Here is a 25,481-nt window from a genome sequence, read left to right on the forward strand (position 1 = left end):
CCGTCAGTCCTGCGGCTGCGGAACGACGCGCAGATAGGGGGTGACGCTGTTCCAGCCTTCGGGGAAACGCTCTTTCGCCTCCTCGTCGGAAACGGAGGGGACGATGATGACATCCTCCCCCCATTTCCAGTTCACCGGGGTCGCGACCTTGTGCTTCGCGGTAAGCTGGCAACTGTCGAGCAGGCGCAGCACCTCGTCGAAATTGCGGCCGCTGCTCATGGGATAGCTCAGCATCGCCTTGATGAGCTTGTCGGGACCGATCAGATAGACGGTGCGGACGGTCTGGTTGTCGGCGGCGGTGCGGCCTTCGGAACTGTCGCCGGCGCTGGCGGGCAGCATCTCATAGGCCTGGGCGATTTTCAGCTCCTTGTCGCCGATGATGGGATAGGTGACCTCGCCGCCGGTCGCGGCCTTGATGTCGGCCAGCCAGCGCTCATGATTGCCCACCGGGTCGACCGAAAGGCCGATCACCTTGCAGCCGCGGCTGGCGAATTCCGGTTCCAGCCGGGCGAGATAGCCCAGTTCGGTGGTGCAGACGGGCGTGAAATCCTTGGGGTGGGAAAAGAGGATGCCCCAGCCATCGCCCAGCCAGTCATGGAATTGGATCGGCCCTTGCGTGGTTTCAGCGGTGAAGTCGGGGGCCTTGCTGCCAATCGAGAGCGTCATGAATCCCTCCCTGTCGAGTCGCGCCGCCCGGCAAGCGGACGGCGGAATTTACCATGGCGGGAGGAGCGATAGAAGCGGCGATGGGAGCATCACCAGGCGCGCGGCGAGCGACCCACCCGGCGCGCGACTTCCTGCTCGACGGCGTTCAGTTCGGCCTGACTGAGCACGCCGGCCTGGTGCAGCTTGCGCATCAGTTCGTCGACCAGCGCGGCGAGGAAGTGCAATTCCGCGCGTTCGGCCACCGTGTCGTTGCTGTCGATATTCATGGTCCATCCTCTCTTTGCCAACCGTTCTAGAACGGATTGGCAGGACGCCTAGGGGACGGATCGTCGATATATCCCTGATAAGAGGCGATTTGCCGGGTTATGCCGGGGCGAAGGGCAGCAGCGCCTCATAGACCGGCAGCGGCGGTTTGTCCGGGATCGCGATGCCCCGCCGCAGCAGAAAGGCATGGCGCACGATCTCCGCCTGCTGCTCCAGGCCGTAGCGGTGGAAGGATCGGCCAGGCACGACGGTATAGCCGTAGCGGCAAAAGGGATGGCGCATCATCGGCAGATACCATTTCCCGCCCCTTTGCGCCTGCCACACATGGGTCATTTCATGGATGAAATGCCCTTGCAGATGCAGCGGCCCGTCGCAGAAATCGGTGCAGAACAGATCGCTCTTGGGATGGAACCAGATATCGCCGTCGGGCGCCATGGTGACGCCGTTCGGCTGGAAGGGCCACCATTTGCGGTGATGCAGCCGCACCCGCCCATAATCGATCGTGTCCCCGAAGACCGAACGGGCAAGGGCGATCTCCGCCTGCGTCAGCGCGCGGCCGGTCAATGCGTCTTGTGATCTTCGGGCTTGGGCGCGGGCGCGGCGGCGCCGGGCTTCTGGATGATCGCGTCGACCAGCAGGCGATCGCCGTTCGCCAGCAGGAAGGTCAGCGTCATCTTGCCCCGGCCGATGGCGGTATCGTTGACGCCCCAGAGCATCAGATGCTTGCCGCCCGGCGCGAAGGCGACCGTCGATTTCGCCGGAATATCCACGCTGTCGAGCGGTTTCATACTCATCTTGCCGCCCTGTTGCACGCTTTCATGCATTTCGACCTTGAGCGCATAATCGGTGAGCACGCCGCGCAGCTGCGTCGCCGCATCGCCGCCATGGGCGACGAAATAGCCGGCCGACGGCGTATCCTTGTTGGGGCTGAGGCGCACCCATGCCTGATCGACATAGGTGGGCGCAGGCTCACCGCAGGAACCGAGCGCGAAGGCGGCGGAAAGGGCGATCAGGGGTAGAAATGCGCGCATGGCCAAGGGCTTCCTCAAATGTCCCGTTTCCGGTCGTTTCGTAACGCTAATCATCGCAGCTTCTTGTGCCAAGCGAAAGCGCGCCTATATCCCTTGCGCAAACGCCCTTGCCTTGGCGCTTTCGTGAGGTATGGGGCCGTCAACCGCTGAATATGATTTGGGGTTCAAAGAGGACAAGATGGCAAAAGTAATCGGTATCGACCTTGGCACCACCAACAGCTGTGTCGCTGTGATGGACGGCGGCAAGCCCAAGGTGATCGAAAATGCGGAAGGCGCGCGCACCACGCCCTCCATCGTCGCTTTCACCAAGGATGGTGAGCGCCTGATCGGCCAGCCCGCCAAGCGCCAGGCCGTGACCAATCCCGACAATACGGTTTTCGCGGTGAAGCGCCTGATCGGCCGCCGCTTCGACGATCCGATGACCAAGAAGGACATGGAACTCGTTCCTTACGAGATTGCCAAGGGTCCCAATGGCGACGCCTGGGTCAATGCCGGTGGCAAGGATTATTCGCCTTCGCAGATTTCCGCCTTCACCCTCCAGAAGATGAAGGAAACCGCCGAGAGCTATCTGGGCGAGACGGTCACGCAGGCGGTCATCACCGTTCCGGCTTACTTCAACGACGCCCAGCGTCAGGCGACCAAGGACGCCGGCCAGATTGCGGGCCTTGAAGTGCTGCGCATCATCAACGAGCCGACCGCGGCGGCGCTGGCCTATGGCCTCGAAAAGCAGGACGGCAAGACCATCGCGGTCTATGACCTTGGCGGCGGCACCTTCGACATCTCGATCCTGGAGATCGGCGATGGCGTGTTCGAAGTGAAGTCGACCAACGGCGACACCTTCCTGGGCGGCGAGGATTTCGACGCCAAGCTGGTCGAATATCTGGCCGCCGACTTCAAGAAGGAAGAGGGCATCGACCTCACCAAGGACAAGCTGGCGCTCCAGCGTCTGAAGGAAGCGGCCGAAAAGGCGAAGATCGAGCTGTCCTCGGCGCAGTCGACCGAAGTCAACCTGCCCTTCATCACCGCTGACCAGAATGGTCCCAAGCACCTCGTCAAGAACATCACCCGCGCCGATCTGGAGCGGCTGGTGGCCGACCTGATCAAGCGCACGATGGAGCCGTGCAAGAAGGCGCTGGCCGACGCGGGCGTCTCCGCGAGCGAGATCAGCGAAGTGGTGCTCGTCGGCGGCATGACCCGCATGCCCAAGGTGCGCGAGGCCGTGAAGGACTTTTTCGGCAAGGAACCGCACACCGGCGTGAACCCGGATGAAGTCGTCGCCATGGGCGCCGCCATTCAGGCGGGCGTGTTGCAGGGCGACGTCAAGGATGTGCTGCTGCTCGACGTGACGCCGCTGTCGCTGGGCATTGAGACGCTGGGTGGCGTGTTCACCCGCATGATCGATCGCAACACCACCATCCCCGCCAAGAAGTCGCAGGTTTACTCGACCGCCGATGACAACCAGCAGGCGGTGACGATCCGCGTGTTCCAGGGCGAGCGTGAAATGGCGGCGGACAACAAGCTGCTCGGCCAGTTCGATCTGGTCGGCATCCCGCCCGCGCCGCGCGGCGTGCCGCAGATCGAAGTGACCTTCGACATCGACGCCAACGGCCTGGTCAACGTCCATGCCAAGGACAAGGGCACGGGCAAGGAACAGCAGATCCGCATCCAGGCTTCGGGTGGTCTCAGCGACGCCGACATCGACCAGATGGTCAAGGATGCCGAGCGTTTCGCCGATGAAGACAAGAAGAAGCGTGAGGCGGCCGAGGCGAAGAACAACGCCGAGAGCCTGATCCATACCACCGAGCAGCAGCTTTCCGAGCATGGCGACAAGGTGGACGCTTCGCTGAAGTCCGAGATCGAGACCGCGATCGCCGCGACCAAGGCGGCTGTCGAGGGTGGCGAACCTGAAGCGATGAAGGAGAAGGCTCAGGAACTGGCGCAGGTTGCCATGAAGCTGGGTCAGGCGATCTACGAGAAGGAGCAGGCTTCGGCTGCGGCTCCGGGCGCGGATGCTCCGAAGGCGGACGACGATGTCGTCGATGCCGAATTCTCGGAAGTCGACGACAACAAGGCGTAAGCTGATGTGCTTGCCCCGTCATGGCCGCTGTGGTCATGACGGGGCAGGGACGCCGGGGGCGAGATGAGCACCGAAATCGATTATTATGAACTGCTCGAAATCGAGCGCACCGCTGATGGCGCGGCGATCAAGAGCGCCTATCGCAAGCTGGCGATGAAATATCACCCGGACAAGACCGGGGGCTGCACCGACAGCGAGGCCAAGTTCAAGGCCGTTTCCGAAGCCTATGAGTGTCTGAAGGACCCGCAAAAGCGCGCGGCCTATGACCGTTTCGGCCATGCCGCGTTCCAGAATGGCGGTGCCGGCTTTGGCGGCGGGCGCGGTGGCGCCGGTGGCTTTTCTGACCTTGGCGATATTTTCGAGACGATCTTCGGTCAGGCGGCCGGTGGTTTCGGCGGTGGCGGCCGGCAGGCCCAGCGGCGCGGGGCGGACCTGCGTTACGACATGGAAATCACGCTGGACGAAGCCTATCACGGCAAGCAGACGGAAATTGAGATCGAGGTTTCGGCCTCTTGCGAAAGCTGCGACGGATCGGGCGCGCAGCCGGGCACCGGGGTCAAGAGCTGCGGCACCTGCCACGGTCATGGACAGGTGCGGGCGCAGCAGGGCTTTTTCGTGGTCGAGCGGACCTGTCCTGCCTGCCATGGCGCGGGTCAGGTGATCGAAAGTCCCTGCCGGTCGTGCCGGGGCGAGGGACGGGTGGACAAGCCCAAGACGCTGTCCGTCAACATCCCCGCCGGTGTCGACGAAGGCACGCGCATCCGCCTGTCGGGCGAGGGCGAGGCCGGGGCGCGCGGCGCGCCTGCGGGCGACCTCTATATCTTCCTGCATGTGAAGCGGCATGCGATCTTCGAGCGGGACGGGACGACCCTGTTCGCCCGCGCGCCTGTCAGCATCACCACGGCGGCGCTCGGCGGGGTGATCGCAGTACCGGGCCTCGACGGCCAGCGGCATGAGATCAAGATCCCGAGCGGTATCCAGTCCGGCAAGCAGATCCGCCAGCGTGGCGCGGGCATGCCGGTGCTGAACGGGCGCGGGCAGGGCGATCTGGTGATTCAGGTCGATGTCGAGACGCCCACCAAGCTGACCGCCAAGCAGCGGGAGTTGCTGGAGGCATTCCGCGAAACCGAAACCGGCGAGGAATGCCCGCAGTCGACCGGCTTTTTCAGCAAGCTCAAGGAATTGTGGGGGGACTGATGTTCCCCCGCTTCCCCTCCCGACGCGCCCAGGCGTAGAAGGGGAAACCGCCCGCCATCAGCAGGAAGCTGGCGCCGCTGGGCACCAGCCCGGCGCCCCAGAGCGTCCAGATCGCATAGCCGAGGCCCACCAGCGCCGCCGGCACCACCAGCCGGAACCGGAGCGCTGCCAGTGCGCAGCCGACATAGAGCCAGAGCGTGGCGGAGGTCGACAGCAGCGCCATCGCCGTGAATAGCGCGACCAGCCCTTGCAGGCTGTTGGCGATCAGCATCAGCGTTCCCAGCCCGCAGGACAGCAACAGCGCGCGGACGGGCGTGCCATGGGCGTTCGTCCCGGCCAGCCATCGCGGCAATTCGCCGCCGCGGGCCATGGCGAGGGGCACTTCGCCTTGCAGCAGCGTCCAGCCGTTGAGCGCGCCGAGGCAACTGATCGTGGCGAAGGTGGCGATCAGATGCGCCGGGCCGGGCGACCAATAATGAGCGACGAAGGCGGCGAAGGGGGAACCGGACTGGCTCTCCGCTGCGGGCAGGGTGAGGGCGATGCCGGAACAGACGAGCAGGTAGATGAGGCCGGTGACGGCCGTGCCGATCAGTGTGGCGCGGGGGATGGTCCGGCCCGGATCGCGGACCTTGTCGGCGGCGACGCTGGCGGATTCGAAGCCAAGCAATGCCCAGAGGGTCAGCGCCGCCGAGGCTGTGATGCCGGCGCTGGTGAAGCCCTCCGCCGGGAAGGGCGCGATCTCCGCCTTGCCGCTGCCCAACATGAGCGCGAGCAGGATGAAGACGACGGCGATGGGGATCAGCTTGAGCGCGGTAGTGGCGAGCTGGGTCAGGCCCGCTGCCCGCGCGCCGATCAGGTTGATGCCGGTGGTTGCCCAGAGAAAGGCGATGGAGACGAGCGCGCCCACGCCGGGGCGGTTCAGCGCGGGCATGATGCTGCTGAGATTGGCCGTGGCGGCGACAGCGATGGTGACGTTGGTGAAGATCACCGAAATCCAATAGATCCACCCGATGGCGAAGCCTGCGAGCGGTCCATAGGCGCGGGTGATGAACTGCGCCGTGCCGCCGGCATCGGGCATCAGCACCGTCAGCCGGGCGATGACATAGGCGAGGACGAGCGATCCGGCGATGGTGAAGACCCACCCCGCCACCGCATCCCAGCCGAAGGGCGCGAGCGAGGCAGGCAGCAGGAACACGCCCGACCCGATCATATTGCCCATGACGAGCGCGATGCAGGCGGCAAGGCCCAGCGTGCGGCTGGCGGATGGAGCGGCGTTCATGATTGGGCGATGGGCTGGATCATGCGCCGGTCATGGCGCGATGCGGCGGACGGCGCAATGGGGTCCGCTCCGCTCGACGCATGGCCGAACGGAGCGCCCTGTCATGGATGCCGGGCTCAGGCCGCCAGGAACATGTCCGGGTCGAGCGCCATCAGACTGTCGGCGCCCCCCTCGATCTTGCGGCGGAGCGAACCGGCGTCGGGCATGATGCGCTCGGCGAAGAAGCGCGCCGTCACCAGCTTGGCTTCGAGGAATTTGGCGTCGCCTTCGCCCGCGGCGAGTTGCGCGGTCGCGGCCTTCGCCATGCGCAGCCACATCAGGCCGGTCGCGACGATGCCCAATATGTGCATATAGTGATGCGCGCCCGCCCCGGCATTGTCGGGGTTCTTCATCCCATTCTGCATCAGCCACATGGTCGCCGCGCCCAGCTGTCCGCTGGCCTTTTCCAGCGCCTCGGCCAGACCCGCCAGCTTTTCATCGCCCTTGGCTTCGGCAACCTCGGTGGAGACGATCTTCAGGAAGGCCTGGAGCGCGCGGCCGCCGTTCATCGGCAGCTTGCGGCCCACCAGATCCATCGCCTGCACGCCGTTGGTGCCCTCGTAGATCTGGGCGATGCGGGCGTCGCGCACATATTGTTCGGCGCCGTTTTCCCAAATGTAGCCATGGCCGCCAAACACCTGCTGCGACATCACCGCCACGTCGAAGCCCTTGTCGGTGCCATAGCCCTTCAGCACCGGGGTCAGCAACTGGACCAGATCGTCGGCGGCCTGCCGTTCCTCCTCGGTTGCGGCCTGATGGGCGAGGTCGACCTGGAGCGCGCCCCAGAGCATGAGGGCGCGCAGGCCCTCGGTCAGTGCCTTCGCCTCCATCAGCATGCGGCGGACATCGGGGTGGACGAACAGCGTGTCGGCCTTTTCCTGCGGGTCTTTGGGGCCCGTGAGCGCCCGGCCCTGGCGCCGGTCATGGGCATAGGCAGCGGCGTTCTGATAGGCGATTTCCGCCTGACCCAGGCCCTGCATGCCAACCCACATGCGCGCCGCGTTCATCATGATGAACATGGCGGCCAGACCCTTATTCTCTTCGCCCACGATCCAGCCGGTCGCGCCGTCATAGTTCATGACGCAGGTGGCGTTGCCGTGAATGCCCATCTTGTGTTCCAGCGAGCCGCAGGAGACGGCGTTGCGCTCGCCCGGCGAGCCGTCTTCCTTGACGATGAACTTGGGCACGACGAACAGGGAAATGCCCTTGCTGCTGTCGGGCGCGCCGGGCGTCTTGGCCAGGACGAGATGGATGATGTTCTCCGCCAGATCATGTTCGCCGGCCGAAATGAAAATCTTGGTGCCGTTGATCGCATAGCTGCCGTCGGCGTTCGGCACGGCCTTGGTCTTGATAAGGCCGAGGTCGGTGCCGGCATGGGGCTCGGTCAGGTTCATCGTGCCGGTCCACCGGCCCGACACCATGTTGGGGACATATTTCTGCTTCAGTTCGTCGCTGCCCTTGGCGAGCAGCGCTTCGACCGCGCCGCTGGTCAGGCCGTGATACATCTCGAAACTATGATTGGCCGAGAGGACATATTCGCCCACCGCCGCCGCGACGACGCTGGGCAGGCCCTGCCCGCCATATTCGACCGGCGCGTGGAGGGTGGTCCAGCCGCCCTCGACATAAGCGTCATAGGCCGCCTTGAAGCCGGTCGGCGTCTTCACATTGCCCTGCGCGTCGCGGGTGCAGCCTTCCTTGTCGCCCACGGCGTTCAGCGGAAAGAGCACTTCGGCGGCGATCCTGCCGCCTTCCGTCAGGATCGCGTCCACCAGGTCGGCGGTCGCATTTTCAAAGCCGGGCAGGTTGGCGTAGCGGTCCAGCCCCACGACATGGTCAAGCACGAAGCGGGTGTCGCGAATGGGTGCGGTATAGCTGGGCATGATCTTCTCCGGGAGGTTGTGTTCTGTTGGGGATTATTCGCCGAGGACCGACACGAACTGGGCCAGTTCGGCGATGGCGGCGTCGATGTCGTCCTTCTGACGGGTGAGGAGGTCGATGCGCGCCCTGCACCTGGCGACGGTGACGCGGCGCTGCTCCTCATGCCCTTCATCGGCGTCGTAGAGGTCGATCATCTCGCGGATGTCGGACAGGCTGAAGCCGACCCGCTTGCCCCGCAATATCCAGGCGAGGCGGGCGCGATCGCGGCGGGAATAGATGCGGGCAAGACCCTGCCGTTCCGGCGCGATCAGCCCCTCATCCTCATAGAAGCGCAGGGCGCGGGCGGTGACGCCGAATTCTTCGGACAGGTCGGTGATGGTATAGGTCTGCCGGTCGCTATGATCGGGCAGTTCGATACCGGCGATGCTGGTGCGTTTGTCCATGGCGCGTGATGTAGCGCCACCTTACGTTTACGTCAAGGTGAGTATGGCCCTTTGTCCTAGTGACAGGGCGGGTCGTCGTCGCTAGGGCTTGCGGCATGATGGGGGCAGTCAGACAGTCGGAAAGCGCGAAGGGCCTGTTGGCCGCGCTGGCTCTGCTTGTGCTGGCGATTCCGCTTGTCGCGCCCTCCGGCTTCATGCCGGTGCGGACCGATCGGGGCGTCGTGGTGACGCTGTGCACGGGGCAGGGCGCGGTCAATGTCGTGGTCGATCGCGGGCAAGCGCCGGGCAAGCATCACCGCCCCGATGACGGCGCGCCGGGACAGCAGCATTGCCCCTTTGCCGCCTCGGTGCAGCCGCTGGTGCCGCCGTTGGCGCTGGCCGATCTGGTGCTGTCGGCCTGGCAACTGGGCTTTGGGCCGATTGCCTTCGCGCTCAAGACCGGATGGATCGCCCGGCTGGCGGCGCCGCCGCCGCCTTCGTCGGGACCGCCCGCCCCCTTCTGAAAATCGCCGCTTTCGTGCTTTTTCAGTAGGGTATTTGTTTCATGTCCGTTTTTTCCGTTTCACGCGGCCTTTCGCTGTGTGCGCTGGCCTGCTCGCTTTCGCTTCCTGCTCTGGCCGATGAGGGGGGCGATCAGAGCCGAATCATCGTCACCGCCAGTCCCGTTGTCGAGGCGGCGGCGGCGAAAGTCGTCCGCACGCCCGGCGGCGTCGATGTCGTGCCGGCCGAGGATTTCGAGGACAGGCTGGCCGTGTCGCTGCGCGATGCGCTGAGTTTCTCGCCCGGCGTCTATACCCAACCCCGCTTCGGGCAGGAGGTGCGGATTTCCATCCGGGGATCGGGCCTGTCGCGCGGTTATCATATGCGCGGGCTGACGCTGTTGCAGGACGGTATTCCGATCAACATGGCCGACGACAATGGCGATTTTCAGGAGCTGGACCCGCAGGTCTTCCAGCATCTGGAGGTCTATCGCGGCGGCAATGCGCTGCGACTGGGCGGATCGACGCTGGGCGGGGCGATCAATGCGGTGACGCCGACCGGACGGACCGCGCCGGGGGTGGACATGCGGTTGGACGGCGGCTCTTTCGACACGCTGCGGGCCAAGGCGGCCTATGGGTATGCGGACGGGAATGGCGATGCCTGGGCGGCGATCACCGCCGACCGTTCCGATGGCGATCGCGACCATGGGCGGCGCAAGGCGCTGCGCTTCAACGGCAATGTCGGGCTGAAGCTGAGCGACCGGGTGGAGACGCGCTTCTATGCCAGCGCGCAGACGATCCGGCAAAAGCTGTCGGGTGCGCTCAATGAGGACGATGCGCTGAACCATCCGGCCAAGGGCAATTTCGTCGGCGATCAGGCGCGCAATATCGATTCGATCCGCTTGCAGAACCGCACCACGGTGGCACTGGAGGGCGGGGAACTGGCCTTTGGCATCTATTATAATGCCAAGACGCTGAACCATCCCATTTATCAGGTCGTCGACCAGAAATCGGAGGATCGCGGGGTGTTCGCCAGCCTCGATCTGGCGGGGAATTGGGGTGGCATGCCGGTCGAACTGACGCTGGGCACGCAGGCGCGGTTCGGTCAGGGCAAGTTTCGCCAGTTCGTCAATCTGAACGGTCAGGCGGGGGCGCCGACCTCCTACCAGAAGGCGCGGGCGCAGACGATCAACAGCTATGGCGAGGCGCGGACCGCGCCAATTGCGGGGCTGTGGCTGATTGCGGGCGGCATCTACACCCATGGCGAGCGGCGGCTGGACAACCGCTTCGCTCCGACGCGGAGTGGGGAGGTGTCGTTCGATCGCTTCGCGCCGAAATTCGGGCTGCTGTTCGAGCCGGCGCAATCGGTGCAATTTTATGCGAACTATAGCCGGTCGGTGGAATTGCCGGGCTTTATCGAATTGGGGCAGGCACCGGCGGGCGGTGCGCCGGGCTTCACGCCGCTTGGGCCGCAAAAGGCCTGGACGGCGGAAATCGGCGCGCGTGGCACGCTGGGCATCGCGCATTGGGATGTCAGCCTCTATCGTGCGGACCTGAAGGGTGAGATGCTGCAATATAATGTGGTGGCGGGTCTTTATCCGGCGGCCACCTTCAATGCGGACCGCACGCGGCATCAGGGGATCGAGGCCGGGGTGGACCTGACTTTGACCCCATGGGCGGTGCTGAGGCAGGTCTATCAATATAGCGACTTCCGCTTCCGCAACGACGCCCAGTTCGGGAACAACCGCCTGCCGGTGGTGCCGCGCCATTTCTATCGGGCCGAGCTGAAGCTCGGGACGGAGACGTTCAGCATCTCGCCCGCCGTCGAATGGCTGCCCCAGGGGGCATGGGTGGACTATGCCAATAGCAAGCGGGTGGGCGATTATGCGACGCTGAACCTCGGCGCGCAGGCGGAAGTGCGATCGGGCATCACCCTGTTCCTCGATGCCCGCAACCTGACCGGGGAGCGTGCCGTTGGCGACATCAGCGCGGTCGTGGACTATGCGAAGCTGGCGCCCGCGTCGCAGGCGATCTTCTATCCCATCGAACGCCGCGCCGTTTACGGCGGCGTCCGGGCGCGGTTCTGACCATGGAAAACGGCGCTTTCTATCGGGCGATGTGGCGCTGGCATTTTTATGCGGGACTGATCGTCCTGCCGGTGCTGGCGTTGATGGCGGTGACGGGCGCGCTCTATCTCTACAAGCCGGAGATTGAGCGCGCGGTCTATCATGACTGGATCGTGATGGGTGCGAGCGGGGAGGCGCTGCCGCCATCCCGGCTGGTCGCGGCGGTGGAGAAGGCGAGCGGCGGGACCGTGAGCCAACTCCAGCGCCCGGCCAGCGCCGATGAAAGCTGGCGGCTGACGGTCGGGCGGACGACATGGTTCGTCGATCCGCACGACGGGCGTCTATTGGGCAGCATGACGAACGGCGGCATCATGAAGACCGTGAAGGATCTGCACAGTTTGGTCCTGACCGGCCCCATCGGCAATCGGCTGGTCGAGGTGGTGGCGGGCTGGGCGATCCTGCTGTGCGTGACGGGCCTTTACCTGCGCTGGCCGTGCCGCGGGAACCGGGCGCTGGCTTTGCGCGGGCGGCCCGGAGGGCGGCTGTTCTGGCGCGACCTGCATGGCACGGTCGGCTTTCTGGCGGCGGGGGTGATCCTGTTTCTGGCCGTCACGGGCCTGCCGTGGACGGAGGTGTGGGGCGGCGGACTGCGCGCGATGGTCGCGGCGCAGGATTGGGGGCGGCCGAAACTGGGGGCGATCCCGTGGACTGCGCCGGTCAAGGAAACGCTGCCCTGGACATTGCGCGAGAGTGGCGCGGTCCCGGGCGGCACCGGTGGCGTGGATGTCGATGCGGTGGCCCGGATCGCGGCGCAGCGGGGAGTGACGGGTGGCTATATGATCGGCTTTCCGGCCACTGCGGGCGCGCCCTGGCTGGTGACGACGCTGGTGGTGCAGGCGGAGGATGCCCGCGCTCTTACCATCGATGCCGGGTCCGGCGCGGTCGAGCAGGATATTGACTGGCGCATGTTCGGGGCAGGCGCCAAGGCGGTCGAATGGGGCGTCGCCACTCATCAGGGGCAGGAATATGGCGAGCCGAACCGGCTGTTGATGCTGGCGGGGTGCCTGTGCCTGCTGCTGCTGTGCGGGACGGCGCCGGTTTTGTGGTGGAAGCGACGGCCTGAAGCCGGCCTGACCGCGCCGCCCGCCGCTCCCCCGGCGGCGCGGCGCAATGTCGCGGTGTTGATGCTGCTGCTGGGGCTGGTCTTTCCCCTTACCGGCCTCAGCATGGTGGCGGCGCTGCTGGGCGAATGGGGATTAGTCCGCCTGCGGAGGGCGTGACAGGGCTGGAGCCGACTCGGCTTTAGGTCTAGGGGCAGGCAGATGTTGCGCCTTTCCGGATTGAAACTGCCCCTCGACCACCCCGCCGAGGCGATGCCCGTCGCCATTTGTGAGCGCCTTGGCCTCGCGCCGCAGGAACTGCTCAGCCATGTCGTGGCGCGCCGGGGCAATGACGCGCGGCGGAAAAATGCGATCCAGCTTGTCTATACGGTCGATGTCGAGGTGACGGACGAGGCCGGGGTACTGGAGCGTTTCGCCAAGGATCATGACGTCCGGCCGCGCCCGGACACCGACTATCAGTTCGTGGCCACAGCGCCTGCGGGTTGGTCGGGCAAGCGACCCGTGGTGATCGGCGCGGGGCCGTGCGGGCTGTTCGCGGGGCTGATCCTCGCGCAAATGGGGTTCCGCCCGATCATCCTGGACCGGGGCAAGGTGGTGCGGGAGCGGACCAAGGACACCTGGGGCCTGTGGCGCCGTGCGGAACTCAATCCCGACAGCAATGTGCAGTTTGGTGAGGGCGGGGCAGGGACCTTCTCCGACGGCAAGCTCTATTGCCGGGTGAAGGACCCGCGCTTTCTGGGCCGCAAGGTCTTGGAGGAGTTCGTCGCCGCGGGTGCGCCTGACGATATATTGACCGAGGCTCATCCGCATATCGGCACCTTCCGCCTCGTGTCGATGGTGGAATCGATGCGCCGCCAGATCGAGGAATTGGGCGGGGAATATCGCTGGCAGCACCGGGTCGAGGAACTGGAACTGGAGCGGCAGGGCGACGGCACGCAGAAGCTGCGCGGCCTGTATCTGGCGGACGGCAGCTTCATCGAGGCGGATCATGTCGTCCTGGCGGTCGGCCACAGCGCCCGCCCGACCTTCGAGATGCTTCATGCGAGGGGCGTGCATATCGAGGCGAAGCCCTTTTCCATCGGCGTGCGGATCGAGCATCCGCAAAGCTGGATCGACCGGGCGCGCTATGGCAATTGCGCGGGGCATCCGTTGCTGGGCGCGGCGGCCTACAGCCTGGCCCATCATTGCGACAATGGGCGCACGGTCTACAGCTTCTGCATGTGTCCGGGCGGACGGGTGGTGGCGGCGACTTCGGAGGAAGGGCGCGTCGTCACCAACGGCATGAGCCAATATTCGCGGGCTGAATTCAACGCCAATTCGGGCCTTGTCGTCGGCATCGACCCGGAGCGCGACTATCCGGGCGGGCCGCTGGCGGGGATCGAATTGCAGCGCCATTGGGAGTCCATGGCCTTTGTCGCGGGTGGGGAATCCTATCATGCGCCGGGGCAGAAGGTGGGAGATTTCCTCGCCGGGCGTCCTTCGACCGAACTGGGCGCGGTCATTCCATCCTATCAGCCGGGCGTCGCCATGACCGACCTGTCGCGTTGTCTGCCGGACTTCGTGCTGGAGGCTTTTCGCGAGGCGATCCCGGTGTTCGGGCGGCAGATCGCCCATTACGATCATCCCGATGCGGTGATGACGGGGGTGGAAACGCGCACCTCTTCGCCCATCCGCATCACGCGCGGCCGGGATTATCAGAGCCTCAACGTCGCGGGCCTTTATCCGGCGGGCGAGGGGGCGGGCTATGCCGGTGGCATCCTCTCCGCCGCGATCGACGGCATCAAGGTGGCTGAAGCGGTGGGCCTTCGCATCGCGACGGACTGACCGAAAATCGAGTCGTCCTGGCGGTGACGGCCGGGCCTGTTCCCTGAAAATCCATCCAGGAAAACGGCTTGCCCCACGCTGTTGCCACAGCGTTGGAAGAGGGGAGCGGGCAACCGGAGATGAACGAAATTTTGAAATTATCGATATGTGAATGAGATCATTAGCCTATATTCATTACGAATTGGCGTGACTTTGTAATATATAGCTTCACGCGCTTTTCGACCGGCAAGACGCCGCCGCAGCCGCAATCAATGAAATTGATAATCATGCAGAGGAGGCCTCCATGCAAGCCAAGCCCTTGATCATGGCGCTTTGCTCATCCCTGCTGCTTTCAACAGGGGTCAGTGCCAGACAGTCGGGCGACCAGTTGACGGTCGTCGCGTCACCCGAAAAGGAAGTCACTTATCAGAAATGGTCGAACCGGACCGAGACCCGGCTGACCAGCAGCATCCGCCGGGCGGTCGGTTCCGATCCCGACCGCAGCACGACCGGCTTTACGCGGGTTCAGTTCCGCCTGGATGACGAGGGACGGCCGCAGGCCATCGCCCTCGCCCAGCCGTCCACCTCCCGTTCGATCGACCGCATATCGATGAAGGCGGTCCGGACCATGGGCAGGCTGACACCGCTGCCGCGGGGCATCGCCAATGATTCGAAGTTCGAGGCGTGGATCATTGTCGCCAACGATAGCTGGCAGCGGGACGATATGATGAACCAGCTGCGCGCGGGCCATCGCGCCCAAACCTTGGCGCAGGCAAATGGTGACAGGCCTGTCCTGATAGCGTCGCGCTGAACGCTGCCTCCCTCCCCCCGGAGGCGTTCCGCGTCGCGGAGTCTGGAAGGGCGATCAATGGCGGTGGATCGCGTCCATCCGCCCCTGCGCCCTTCCAGCTTCCTCCGAGACGGGTAAAACCGTCGCGCGTTCTACGCTCGTCCGCGTAGATTTTCCGCATTGAAGGTGAAAGGCCGGCAACGCACCCGTCGCTCTGCGGCGCGGCATCAGCGAGGCGTGCCTGGATGTCGGCGTGCCGGAGGGCGTCTGGTTTTTTGATGGAGGAAGTTTGGATGCCCGACAAGGATTCGAACCTTGATTGACGGAGTCAGAGTGCGGCAATACCCCATGGTTTTCTGCGGGTTTTGGCCTCCATGTTGCATCCGTGTTGCATCGAGTCAGCCGAGCAGATCCCTTTCGATGGCCGCCGCAACGGCGCTGTCTTGGTCGGCCTGGTCGAATAAATGTCCGTATGTGTCGAACGTCACTTGAATGGAACTGTGGCCCATCCACTTCTGGACGCGCTTGGGATTGACCCGCTGCTCGATCCAGAGGGACGCGGCGGCATGGCGGAAGTCGTGCAAGGTGTAGCGTGCTGCCATCACCGGCTGACCGCGCTTGTCCAGAACTGGCTTTCCCGCGTCGTCCATCGCGGCGCTGGCAATCCCGGCGCCGATCTGGACCGCGCCCATGACATTCACATTCATATATTGATGGCTCATCACCCGCTTGGCGATCGAGGGGAACACAAGCCCGTCATCGGTGGGCGGGCAGGCGAGCTTCCATGCGGTCAATGCGGCGAGCGCGGAAGCGGGCAGGGGAATGGTGCGGTGCCCCGCTTCGGACTTGGGCGGGCCGATTACGTTCTTGAGGTCCGCGCGCTGCTCGACCGTGACGGTTCCGGCCTTGAGGTCGATGCAGCGCCAGGGCAGGCCACGAAGCTCTGAGGCGCGAAGGCCGGCGAAGATGAGCAGTAGGGCCAGCGGATGCGCCATCGGCTCTGTGGCGGCGCTGGCGGCCTCCAGCACGGCTTTCAACTCGGCCTTGGTCGGGATGACGACCTTGGGCTTCTCGCGCTTCGCCCGGCGCATCTTCACGCCAGCGACGACATTCTGTGCCACATGACCGCGCCCCTGCGCCTCGCTGACGATGGCGGAGAGGGATCGCAGCACGCGGGCAGCCATCGGCCGAGACAGCTTCTCCATAAGTTCGTCGCGCCAGCCCTCCGCCATGGGCCGCGTGATCTGGGACAGCTTCCGGTCGCCGCAGAGGGGCAGGATATGAAGGCGGACGTGCTGGCCATACGCGGCCAGGGTCGACGCCTCCAGATTCTCGCGCTCGCCCCGCTTCAACCAGAGATCGGCGGCTTTGCTGATGGTGATGGACTGCGAATCGGGCGTGTGCGTGCCTTGCTGCACCTGATAAGCGGCGGTCGTCGCCCACATGTCCGCATCCTTTTTGCGGGCAAAGGACTTGGCGCGGCGCTTCCCGGATGCGTCCTTGTAATCGACCATCCAAGCCGTCTTTTCCTCGCCATTGGGGGCGGTCCAAGAGCGCTTACGAATTGAGGTCATGTGTCTTGGCCCAATGAACCAGTGCCGTACCAAACCCCGCTTCGGCAAAGTTTTGCATTCCTGCTGGAATATCCGCGGCGCTCCTCTTGGCGATCTCGACTATCATCGCAGTTATCGAAATGACGGCTAGTCGGCCCTGTGAGCGTAGCGTTTCGCGGATTTCGTCTTTGAATTCCTCGATATTAGCAAATTTAACCTGCACGCCTTGATCGGCTTCGGGCGGGTATAATGGTGCCAAGCCATTCGGATCGAAGAAGATGATCGCCGGCGACCATCCCGCTTCTCCGACGTTACTATCCTGCATACGAACGCTGTGCAGGACCGACCGCACGATTTCCTGCATATTGCTGCTGATTATTTCGACAGCACGTTCAGGGCCGACGCCCATCTGCGCAAACTCAAGCGCAAGAGCCAATATGGCAACATCCCCCGCGCCATAGACCGCCGCCTTTCCCCGCCCTTGTTGAACATGGGGAAGCAAGCCCGCTTTCAAGAGTGATTTCAGCCGCCCTTGAAACGCGATTCGCTTGTCATCTGCAACGTTGTGGATGCGCGCCAGCATGGCTTCAACGGCGGAGAATCCCATCTCAATCTGCATATGAACGTTTCCATAGAATGACGACATTCAACTTCTTGACGTGCGCCGAATTGTTTTGTAATCATTGAACGTCGACGTTCAATGTCGGCAACCTACAGAAATGGAGGAGAATTGCAATGTTGGCAGATGATCTGCTCGACGGCGTTGCCGCCATCGCAGCATTTTTGAACAAATCCGAGCGTGCGACATACCACATGATCTATTCCGGCGCGTTGCCGACCGCCTTCAAGAAAGGTCAGCGCTGGTACGCCCGCAAGTCCGAACTGGAAGCCGCCTTCCGCTCGGATGCGACCAATGGCTAATCGCCCGATGGCCACGCTGATGCGCACCGACCGCCGCATCGTCATCGCGCAGGAAGGCGGGCTATTCCATGTCCGCGTGGAACCCGCCCCTGACGGCCCGGACATGACGGGCACCTTTCACACCTACCGTAACGCGCGGGGCCATGCTGGCGGCCTGCGTCTCGTCCACCGCTGGCCCGTCGAGGACCGGACATGCTCGGGCGAAGGCTTGGGCAAATGAAGAGGCGGTCGAGGGAGCGCTTGGACCCGCTCACCCCGACCTATCATGAAGGAAGCACCACATGACCGTTATGACCATAGCACCGACAGACCGCGCCGTCACCAGCGCAGCCACCAACCCCGACCACCAGATCATCACCGCCTTTCGCGAACAGCAGGCCTTGCTGGCCCCCGCTCACGCCGCCGGTTGCGTCGGTGAGGCCGCTGAGGCGCGCATCGATCTGGTCGCCATCCTGGAAGCTGAAATCCGGGCGGCGCAGGCCAGCACGCTCGGCGGGATCATCTGCAAGCTCTGGGCCATCGTCTCGAGCGTCGACATGCGCCCCGAGTTGGGAGCGATGATCGCGGCCGGTGATTATGCCGCGCTCGAGGCGGCCGCGCCCGGCCTTGATTGGGAGGGGCGCGGGATCATTGAAACCGCGCTCCAGCTTGAGCGCATCGCGGGCCTGCGGATGCTGGCGAAAGGGGAATGACCATGGGCAAGGTTGTTCCATTCCCTCGCGCCATCATCATCGAGGGGAAAATCCGCAGTGCCGAGCGCCGCATTGCGACCCAACTCGACCACATCGAGAACTGCGATCCGAATGCCGCCACGCTCCAGCAGCGCGTCACCGCCGTCAGTGCCCCACTGGTCCTTGAAATGGCGCAGGAGGATCTTCGCAAAGCCCTTGCCGAGCGGGAAATGCTCTCTGCCGTCGACCTCATGCAATATCGCGGCGTCGCCTATCGCGCCCAGCCCAGCCAGAACGGAGGGCACTGATATGGGCGTAATCGATCACCCCGCGCGCCAGCCCGCCCCGCCCGCTGCGATCTCGCGCATCTTGTCCCGCTACAGCCGCGACGAACTGTCCGGGTTCATCGAGATCGCCATCGGCCTCCTCGATCTCGCGGACGGCGACCCGGATCTGGAGCCGGATGGCGATGAGCGCGATGGTTCGGGGGGCGAGGACGACTTCTGCCACCAGCGCGCAGGGCCGACGCCCGGTCCCGGTTGCGCCGCCAGTGATCCGAGCGAGGAGGATTGATGGCTAAGGAACGCGGCCCTCGCAAACCGCATTACGCAGCCGTTCCGCTGCGTGCGATTGGCGACCCTAAAATCACAGATGGCGACTTGCGCGTTCTTTGCTCTATCGCCGCCTTTGACCGATTGAGCCACGCGCGGGGGACCGGACAGGGCGCGTGGGCAACCCACAGACTGATGGCCGGATGGTGCAGGCGTGATTACACGCGCTTTAGCGTCTCCGTTTCGAAGCTGTTGCGGGAGGGGTATATCGTCCGCGAAAAGCGCGCGACGAACCGCACCCAATACACCTATCGGATCGTCTACACAGACGAAGATCGTTTGCCCTCAAGCAAAGATGATGTTTGCCAAGCAGCAAACGATGCGGGCGAAATAGTTTGCCGAGACGCGGAGAATGCCTCCCAAACAGTTTGCCCAGCAGATAAGCCAAGTCCCGAAAATAACAGCGAAAACACCTCCCAATATATTTCCCAAAGGGAGGAAATATATTCTGTAGAAACAGGGAAAATAAATTCCGCAAAGCAGCGCGGTTTGAGTTTTGATGATTTTGGTGATGATGGTTTTTCCGATCAGACGGAGGCCCCATCCGGTGATGTTGAAGGGGCTTGGCAGGATGGCGTCCAGACGCAGGACAGCGCGCCTGCGGTGGTGGACCTATTCAAGGATATCGAGTGCGGAATGACGGTTGGCGCGGCGCTGGCGCAATACGAACGACGCCTGAAAGCTCAACCTGCAAGCATGAAACTCGATGAGTGTCTGGTCCAACTCTCCAAGCTTCAGGATGATTTCGAGGGTGACAACCAGACACGCGGCCAAATTGAACGATTGCTGGATGCGACCTGGGAGAAGCATGTCGAACGGCAACGCGCCGATGCGTATGGCGGGAGGCCGTCATGACCTGCTGCACCCGTTGCGGCGGGACCGGCCGAGAACCCGGCCCGGCGAACGCCGACATCTCGGAAACTCTCCGCGCCGCCTGCATTGAGCGCGGCATCTGGATTTCGCCTGACGGAATGGTTCGCGAGGCGGTTGCGGCGGAGCTTATCGGCGTGGCGACAAAGACGATGCGTAATTGGCGTTACGCCGATCAGCCGATCCCCTTCACGACACGCGCCGGGCACCCTCTCTATAAGTTGCACGATCTGGCTGACTGGCTCGCGCGATCCCAAAAATAGTTGCCCGGAAGTGCCCGGAGGTGCCCGCCATAGCCTCGCCGGGCCGATTCTCGTTTGCGATAATGGGGACGAGAAGGAGATCGTGCACATGAAGGGATTAGCGTTCACCCGCCTCGCGATTGCGAGGTCCGTCGCGAAGGGCGACCCGGACGAAGCCGTGGCCTATGCCTCGGCGCGGTGGGGCGAAGGCACGCAAAGCGCCCGGCTGGTCAAGGCGGCCATCGAAGCGGGCAGCACGGATTCCGGCAACTGGGGCAATCCGCTCGTCGGTGAGGTTGGCAGCATCGCGGCGGAGTTCGTCGCGGCGGTGCGGGCGCAGTCGATCATTGGGCGCTTGCAGGGCCTGCGCCGCGTTCCACCCCGCACGCCGATCCTGGCGCAGACCGGCAAGGCAACGGGTCATTGGGTCGAGGAAGGCCAGCCCGCGCCGATCAGCGCCATGTCGTTCGCGCGCACGTCGCTGGCAACGCTCAAGATCGCGGCCGCCTGCGTCGTCTCGGACGAACTGTTGCAATCCACCGATCCGGCCGCCGAAATATTTATTCGCAATGAACTTGTCGCTGCTGTGACGCGGACCAGCGACGAGACGTTCATCGACCCGTCCAATGCGGGATCGACGGACCAGAGGCCGCCGGCCGTGACAAATGGCGTCACGCCGGCGGTTTCATCGGGCATCGACGCCTTCGAACTCGACGTAAAGCGGTTGATCGCGTCCTTCGCAGGCGACCTGGAAACCGCCTATTTCGTCGCCAGCCCCAAGCTGTTGGCCCAGATCGCGGGCGTCGAGTTCCCGAATGTCGGCGCGCGCGGCGGTGAAATTCTCGGCATCCCGGCCATCTCGTCGGCCAACGTCCCGGACAGCGGCGGAAACTACCAACTGGCCCTGATCGATCCGGCGGGCATCGCGTTCACGTCGCGCGATGAAATCGCGGAAGTGCGGTCCTCCACCTCGGCGCTGATCGACATGCGCGACGACCCGACCCTGCCGCCGGGCGTGGGGCATAAGCTGGTTTCCGCATTCCAGGTTGATTCGACGGTCATCGCGGCGATGCTACATGAAAATTGGGAAACTGTTCGCCCGGGTTCGGTCGCCCTGCTGACGGGCATCGCTCCGGTGGAGGTGATGCCATGAACCGCGTCTTTCTAGATCTCGCCATCAAGGCGACCCAGGACGACCAGCGCGTCATCGAAGGCTGGGCGACCACCCCGACAGAGGACCGCATGGGCGATATCGTGATGCCGCGAGGGGCGTCCTACAAACTGCCTCTGCCGCTGCTGATCGACCATAACCACTCGCTCGCGGTCGGCAATGTGGAGCGGGTCGAAGTGTCGGACGCCGGGATCAAGTTCACCGCGAGAATTGCCAAGATCGCAGAACCGGGCGAGGCGAAGAATCTAGTCGATAAGGCATGGCAACTTGTCAAAAATGGCCTGCGCCGTTCCGTATCGATCGGCTTCCGGCCGCTCGACCACGAACCTCTCGCGGCCGGCGGCAAGCGCTTTAAAAAATGGGAATGGCTGGAGCTTTCGCTGGTCGCGGTCCCGGCCCAGGCCGATGCCGCGATCACCAGCGCGAAGGCCGCCAACGGCTTCACCATCCGCCGAATCATCAGGGACAAGCCCGCCGCGAGCGGTCGCTACTCCGGCCTGACGCCTGCGGAGCGGCGGGAGATGGCCGAGGTGAAGGCTGCCTATGAGCAGATGTTCGGCTGGGAGGACTGATGCGATGGAGATCGACTCCAAGGCGCTGGCAAAATCGACCGCCGAAATTGTCCGCGCCCATCTCAATAAAACCCTCGCGCCGGTTCTGGCTGAGAACAAGGCGTTGCGGGACCGCATCGAGGAGATGGAGGCCCGCGAACGGCAGCGCGACGCCGACATGGCAACGCTGCGCCAGCGCGTGACGGACATCGAGGAAGGGATCACCGCATGACGACGCTGACGCCTTCGGAGGAAATGGCCGACATGCTCGCAGATCTCATTGGCGGCGCCATCGATGCCGCGCTGGCACCGTTGCGCGACGATATTGCCGCGCTGGCGCAGCGCATCACGGACCTGGAAGAAGGGGCAACCGCATGAGGGATCAGAGCCGAACGGTCAGTCACGAAACCGCATGGGCCGCGTTGCGGTCCTTTGTTCTGGCGGAAACCGGAATCGACCTTGAGCGGAAGAACGCTTTCGGGATCGTGGTCAGGCCGATCGATAACTCCGGGATGAGCGCCATTATATGCGGCCCGCGCTCGGCCCCTGACGCGGCGACGCTGGCGGCGAATTCATTCATCTCGATTTTCGGGGATCTGGCGCCGGAATTTGCCGAGGCGGCGGCGATGATAGAGCTTCTCGGCGGTGAGGTGGCATTCTGTAGCCGCGTCGACGGCAAGAGGCCCCAGCTCGAATATTCCGAAATGCCGATCTTAAACTGAGGGACGCGCCATGGCTGGTCAGGAAATCGCCGTCAATTTCGTCGCCAACACCGCGTCATGGGACGGCGGGGTAAAGGCGGCGGCGGATACGCTCAAGGCCAACACGGGCCGGATGTTCGATGATTTGCGCAAGCTGGACGGCGGGTTCAGCGAGATCGCGAAGGAGGCCAAGGCGACGGCCGGCGCGCTGGTCGGGACGCGCTCCGGGTACGACCAGTTGCAGCAAGCCATCAAGGCCGTGGCAGGGGCGCAGATTCAGGCGTCCGCCGAGTTCAAGGCGGCGAAGGAGGCATATCGGCAAGGCACCCTCGGTCTGGAGGAATATAAGCGCCAGCAGTTGGAAACCAGAACCGCGCTCGCCCTCGTCCGCTCAGAATATCAAAGCCAAGTTGCATCCTTCCGCCGGGGCGCGAGCGAGATTGTCGGATCATCCGGTGCGCAGCGCGCGGGCCTCCAGCAATTGGGTTTCCAGTTGCAGGACGTGGCGGTCCAGTTCGCGGGCGGCCAGAAGGCGGCGCTGATTTTCTCGCAGCAGATGCCGCAGGTGGTGGGCGCGGTCCAGTTGATGAGCGGCGGCACCAGCAAGTTCGCGCAGTTCATGGCTGGCCCTTGGGGCGTTGCCCTTGGCGTCGGCTCGGCAGTGGTCGGCGCGCTGGCGGCGAAGTTCATGGATTTCAGCGATGCGTCTGAACAGGCGCGCGTGGCGCTGGGCAAGGTGCAATTCGCCACCTCGGCAGTCAGCCAGGCCCAAGGCATCCTTGGCACCGTCATGGACCTCCAGACCGGCAAGATTCAGAACCAGTCTCAGGCCCTCCGCGACTTGGCACAGGCGCAACTGGCCGTGGCGCGCGTCAAGGCGCAGGTCGACGCCGCCGACGCCCGGAAGGCCTTGCAGCGCATCACCGACCCACGCACCGAATTTTCGGGCGGTTTGGGCGGCGGCTTCTCCATCGGCAAATCGCCGCTTGGGGCAGACCAGAAGTTCGTCAGCCAGGTCCTTGCTGGCGTCGTCACGCCCGCCAATGCGCTGGGCAATCTCGAAAAATTCCAGAAAGCCGGGCAAATTAGCCCGGAAGATTTTGCCAACGCGGCCAGCGCCATCGCGAACCTCAACGTCAATCTTGAAAATATAAAAGTGCTGGGAGACGCTGAGAAGCTGCTGGCGGGCAAGCCGGGCGGCAACTATCTGTTGAAGCCCAAGGAGGTCCGCGAGGCCGCCAAGGGGCGCAGCGGGCCGTCAGCGGAGAGTTTAGCCCGTAAGGCGGAGGAGCAGCAGAAAGAATTCACCGACCTTCAGGCCAGCCTCGATATGGACCTGCTCAACGCCAAGCGCGCCAATGTCACCGACGCCGAACAGATTGCGCAATATGCGCGGGATCAGATCGGCATCGAGCGCGACAAGCTGATTGCCGACATCGAAGCGAAGGCCGGACACAATAAGGAGATCGAGGCGCACAAGGTCCAGTTGGAAGAGCAGGCGAAGCAGATCGCCGCGCAGAAGTTGCTGACCGTGGATGTGCAGGAAATGCACCGGAAGGCCGCTGATGAACTGGACGCGTTCGTTCATGCCAACGACAACCAGAAGGATATTCTCCGCCTCCAGGAATCGCTGGCCGTCACGCAGGAGGAGCGCCGGAAAATCCAGCTTCAACTGCTGGAGAAGGAGCGGGACGAACTGCGGCGCAAGGCCAATGTCACTATCAACGACCCGAACGCGTCCCCGACTGCCAAGCTGAACGCGCAGAACGACCTAAGCACGCTCGATCAGAAAACCGCCTTGCAGCGCGACTACATCATCCAGTCCACCCGCTCGCCGCTTGAGCAATACATTGCGGAGAATGATCCCGCGAAGATCGGTGAGAAGGTCGAGCAGCTTTACGTGGATCAACTCGAATCGGTCCGGCAGGGCATCGACAACGCGATCAGCAACGCGCTCGGGGTGAAAGACCCGTTCCTCAAGGGCCTGATCGACCTATTCATCCAGCAAAATTTGATCCAGCCCATCGCGCAGGCGTTGCAGTCGCGCATGGGCGGCGGCGGTGGCGGCGGGCTGCTCGGCACGCTGTTCGGCATCGGTAAGGCTGTTGCGGGCAGTATCAGCTTCGGTGGCGGCGGTGGCCTGCTCGGCGGCACTGGCGACGCGAACAATTATCTGGGCTTTCTGGGCGGCGGCAACAGCAACATCGTGCAAGCGTCCAACGGGATCATGGTCAACCAAGGCGCGTTCGCCAAGGCGTTCGGCCATGCCGATGGCGGCCTCATCACCGGCCCCGGCGGCCCGACCAGCGACAGCATCCAGGCGTGGCTCTCTAACGGCGAATATGTGCTGAACGCCGCAGCGGTGCGCAAGTGGGGGAAATCCCAACTGGACCTGATGAACAAAGGCATCACGCCCCCGCGCTTCGCCGCCGGTGGCTTCGTCAGCAAGCTGGGCGACCACTATCGCGGGATCGCAGCGAACAGCGACAGCCGCGCCAAGCCCGTCACGATCAACCTCTCCATGATCGCCAGCGGGAACCCGAAGGCAGACCGGGAGAGCGCGATGCAGGCGGCGTCGGTGCTGCGGGCGAAGCTCGGCAGGTCGGCCAAGCGGGGATATTGAGGGCAACAGGAGGGGGGACGGTATAAACCTGCCGCCCTCCGCCTGTAGGACCGACCTCGCCACAAATCGCACGCAAAACCACATTGATTGTCTGAGATGTCTAATTTGGCTTTTGGTGGGCGCCAGTTGTGGGGATATCGCCACGCCTCCAACCGTTGCCATATGTGAACAGTTGAACCGGCGGCCGCCTGTCCCGCCATGCGTATGGATATCCAGACACGCGCTGACCCGCTGGCACCCGGCCTGCATGCGCCCGCACAGCAAGCGGAACATCTGGCGCGGCGCAAAGAGGTTTGGGAGGCTTTGGAAGTTTCGGAACAAAATGTTCCGAAATCAACAGGTCGCCCTGCGGGGTTCGCGTCTGACGCCTCCAATAAGATCGGGCAGACTAAGCAGCACGTAAACCGTCAGATTGCCCGAGCCGAAGCCCTTGG

At 63.9% G+C, this 25,481-nt stretch carries 29 protein-coding genes; 20 read left to right on the forward strand and 9 right to left on the reverse strand.

Features of this window, described 5'->3' with window-relative positions; all coding sequences use genetic code 11:
• Positions 1-3 precede the first annotated feature (3 nt).
• From F7P65_RS10230 to F7P65_RS10240, 4 genes are all read right to left on the reverse strand, one after another.
• Entirely contained in the window at positions 4-666 is a 663-nt protein-coding gene (locus F7P65_RS10230) for a peroxiredoxin (protein WP_150291647.1), read from the reverse strand.
• 89 nt (positions 667-755) lie between these two features.
• Positions 756-932, reverse strand: a complete 177-nt coding sequence (locus F7P65_RS22000) for a hypothetical protein (RefSeq protein WP_162854592.1) — start codon at positions 930-932, stop codon at positions 756-758.
• Between the two features lie 97 nt (positions 933-1,029).
• The gene (locus F7P65_RS10235) at positions 1,030-1,494 is read right to left on the reverse strand and encodes a vgr related protein (RefSeq protein ID WP_150291648.1); all 465 of its coding nucleotides are present in this window, start codon (positions 1,492-1,494) and stop codon (positions 1,030-1,032) included.
• Entirely contained in the window at positions 1,491-1,961 is a 471-nt protein-coding gene (locus tag F7P65_RS10240; RefSeq protein WP_150291649.1) for a copper chaperone PCu(A)C, read from the reverse strand. Before F7P65_RS10240 ends, F7P65_RS10235 begins: the two co-directional genes overlap by 4 nt.
• A gap of 178 nt (positions 1,962-2,139) precedes the next feature.
• On the opposite strand from F7P65_RS10240, the gene dnaK reads away from it, so the two are divergent.
• Positions 2,140-4,038, forward strand: a complete 1,899-nt coding sequence (dnaK, locus tag F7P65_RS10245; RefSeq protein WP_150291650.1) for a molecular chaperone DnaK — start codon at positions 2,140-2,142, stop codon at positions 4,036-4,038.
• Positions 4,039-4,101: 63 nt separating this feature from the next.
• Complete coding sequence (dnaJ, locus tag F7P65_RS10250) at positions 4,102-5,235, forward strand: molecular chaperone DnaJ (RefSeq protein WP_150291651.1); 1,134 nt, start codon at positions 4,102-4,104, stop codon at positions 5,233-5,235.
• Here dnaJ and F7P65_RS10255 read toward each other — a convergent pair.
• From F7P65_RS10255 to F7P65_RS10265, 3 genes are all read right to left on the reverse strand, one after another.
• A complete protein-coding gene (locus F7P65_RS10255) occupies positions 5,213-6,514 on the reverse strand; it encodes an amino acid permease (protein WP_150291652.1) in 1,302 nt (433 codons plus the stop codon). The genes dnaJ and F7P65_RS10255 overlap by 23 nt on opposite strands.
• A 116-nt stretch (positions 6,515-6,630) precedes the next feature.
• Positions 6,631-8,433 carry an acyl-CoA dehydrogenase C-terminal domain-containing protein gene (locus F7P65_RS10260; RefSeq protein ID WP_150291653.1) on the reverse strand — a complete coding sequence of 601 codons (1,803 nt, stop codon included), beginning with the start codon at positions 8,431-8,433 and terminating at the stop codon, positions 6,631-6,633.
• Positions 8,434-8,466: 33 nt separating this feature from the next.
• Entirely contained in the window at positions 8,467-8,874 is a 408-nt protein-coding gene (locus tag F7P65_RS10265; RefSeq protein WP_150291654.1) for a MerR family transcriptional regulator, read from the reverse strand.
• 95 nt (positions 8,875-8,969) lie between these two features.
• On the opposite strand from F7P65_RS10265, the gene F7P65_RS10270 reads away from it, so the two are divergent.
• The 5 genes from F7P65_RS10270 to F7P65_RS10290 all read left to right on the forward strand — a co-directional run bounded on the left by F7P65_RS10270 (position 8,970) and on the right by F7P65_RS10290 (position 15,154).
• A complete protein-coding gene (locus F7P65_RS10270) occupies positions 8,970-9,377 on the forward strand; it encodes a hypothetical protein (protein ID WP_150291655.1) in 408 nt (135 codons plus the stop codon).
• 41 nt (positions 9,378-9,418) lie between these two features.
• Positions 9,419-11,440, forward strand: coding sequence for a TonB-dependent receptor family protein (locus tag F7P65_RS10275; RefSeq protein WP_150291656.1), 2,022 nt, complete (start codon positions 9,419-9,421; stop codon positions 11,438-11,440).
• A 2-nt stretch (positions 11,441-11,442) separates the two neighbouring features.
• The gene (locus F7P65_RS10280; protein ID WP_150291657.1) at positions 11,443-12,699 is read left to right on the forward strand and encodes a PepSY-associated TM helix domain-containing protein; all 1,257 of its coding nucleotides are present in this window, start codon (positions 11,443-11,445) and stop codon (positions 12,697-12,699) included.
• A gap of 42 nt (positions 12,700-12,741) precedes the next feature.
• Entirely contained in the window at positions 12,742-14,364 is a 1,623-nt protein-coding gene (locus F7P65_RS10285) for an NAD(P)/FAD-dependent oxidoreductase (protein WP_150291658.1), read from the forward strand.
• 283 nt (positions 14,365-14,647) lie between these two features.
• Positions 14,648-15,154, forward strand: a complete 507-nt coding sequence (locus F7P65_RS10290; RefSeq protein WP_150291659.1) for an energy transducer TonB — start codon at positions 14,648-14,650, stop codon at positions 15,152-15,154.
• Between the two features lie 377 nt (positions 15,155-15,531).
• On the opposite strand, the gene F7P65_RS10295 is transcribed toward F7P65_RS10290, so the two are convergent.
• Complete coding sequence (locus tag F7P65_RS10295; RefSeq protein WP_240334259.1) at positions 15,532-16,647, reverse strand: tyrosine-type recombinase/integrase; 1,116 nt, start codon at positions 16,645-16,647, stop codon at positions 15,532-15,534.
• A 43-nt stretch (positions 16,648-16,690) separates the two neighbouring features.
• On the reverse strand, positions 16,691-17,305 hold the full coding sequence (locus F7P65_RS10300) for a hypothetical protein (RefSeq protein ID WP_150291661.1): 615 nt from the start codon (positions 17,303-17,305) through the stop codon (positions 16,691-16,693).
• A 116-nt stretch (positions 17,306-17,421) separates the two neighbouring features.
• Between F7P65_RS10300 and F7P65_RS10305 the strand changes: the two genes are divergently transcribed.
• From F7P65_RS10305 to F7P65_RS10360, 13 genes are all read left to right on the forward strand, one after another.
• Complete coding sequence (locus tag F7P65_RS10305; protein WP_150291662.1) at positions 17,422-17,607, forward strand: helix-turn-helix domain-containing protein; 186 nt, start codon at positions 17,422-17,424, stop codon at positions 17,605-17,607.
• The gene (locus F7P65_RS10310) at positions 17,600-17,827 is read left to right on the forward strand and encodes a hypothetical protein (protein WP_150291663.1); all 228 of its coding nucleotides are present in this window, start codon (positions 17,600-17,602) and stop codon (positions 17,825-17,827) included. The genes F7P65_RS10305 and F7P65_RS10310 overlap by 8 nt, the downstream gene beginning before the upstream one ends.
• Before the next feature lie 61 nt (positions 17,828-17,888).
• Entirely contained in the window at positions 17,889-18,299 is a 411-nt protein-coding gene (locus F7P65_RS10315; protein WP_150291664.1) for a hypothetical protein, read from the forward strand.
• Complete coding sequence (locus F7P65_RS10320; RefSeq protein ID WP_150291665.1) at positions 18,296-18,586, forward strand: hypothetical protein; 291 nt, start codon at positions 18,296-18,298, stop codon at positions 18,584-18,586. The genes F7P65_RS10315 and F7P65_RS10320 overlap by 4 nt, the downstream gene beginning before the upstream one ends.
• A 1-nt stretch (position 18,587) precedes the next feature.
• Complete coding sequence (locus F7P65_RS10325; RefSeq protein WP_150291666.1) at positions 18,588-18,851, forward strand: hypothetical protein; 264 nt, start codon at positions 18,588-18,590, stop codon at positions 18,849-18,851.
• Positions 18,851-19,744 carry a hypothetical protein gene (locus tag F7P65_RS10330; RefSeq protein WP_150291667.1) on the forward strand — a complete coding sequence of 298 codons (894 nt, stop codon included), beginning with the start codon at positions 18,851-18,853 and terminating at the stop codon, positions 19,742-19,744. The genes F7P65_RS10325 and F7P65_RS10330 overlap by 1 nt, the downstream gene beginning before the upstream one ends.
• Complete coding sequence (locus tag F7P65_RS10335) at positions 19,741-20,022, forward strand: MerR family transcriptional regulator (RefSeq protein ID WP_150291668.1); 282 nt, start codon at positions 19,741-19,743, stop codon at positions 20,020-20,022. The genes F7P65_RS10330 and F7P65_RS10335 overlap by 4 nt, the downstream gene beginning before the upstream one ends.
• Before the next feature lie 88 nt (positions 20,023-20,110).
• A complete protein-coding gene (locus F7P65_RS10340; protein ID WP_150291669.1) occupies positions 20,111-21,154 on the forward strand; it encodes a phage major capsid protein in 1,044 nt (347 codons plus the stop codon).
• On the forward strand, positions 21,151-21,744 hold the full coding sequence (locus F7P65_RS10345) for an HK97 family phage prohead protease (RefSeq protein WP_150291670.1): 594 nt from the start codon (positions 21,151-21,153) through the stop codon (positions 21,742-21,744). Before F7P65_RS10340 ends, F7P65_RS10345 begins: the two co-directional genes overlap by 4 nt.
• 4 nt (positions 21,745-21,748) lie before the next feature.
• Positions 21,749-21,955 (forward strand): hypothetical protein, encoded by a 207-nt coding sequence (locus F7P65_RS10350; protein ID WP_150291671.1) that lies wholly within the window; start codon positions 21,749-21,751, stop codon positions 21,953-21,955.
• Positions 21,952-22,101, forward strand: coding sequence for a hypothetical protein (locus F7P65_RS22005; protein WP_162854593.1), 150 nt, complete (start codon positions 21,952-21,954; stop codon positions 22,099-22,101). Before F7P65_RS10350 ends, F7P65_RS22005 begins: the two co-directional genes overlap by 4 nt.
• Positions 22,098-22,445: a hypothetical protein gene (locus F7P65_RS10355; protein WP_150291672.1), complete on the forward strand. Its 348-nt coding sequence runs from the start codon at positions 22,098-22,100 to the stop codon at positions 22,443-22,445. Before F7P65_RS22005 ends, F7P65_RS10355 begins: the two co-directional genes overlap by 4 nt.
• Before the next feature lie 10 nt (positions 22,446-22,455).
• The gene (locus F7P65_RS10360) at positions 22,456-25,047 is read left to right on the forward strand and encodes a hypothetical protein (protein WP_150291673.1); all 2,592 of its coding nucleotides are present in this window, start codon (positions 22,456-22,458) and stop codon (positions 25,045-25,047) included.
• The last annotated feature ends 434 nt before the right edge of the window (positions 25,048-25,481 follow it).

Source organism: Sphingobium estronivorans (assembly GCF_008692605.1).
Taxonomy (GTDB): Bacteria; Pseudomonadota; Alphaproteobacteria; order Sphingomonadales; family Sphingomonadaceae; genus Sphingobium; species Sphingobium estronivorans.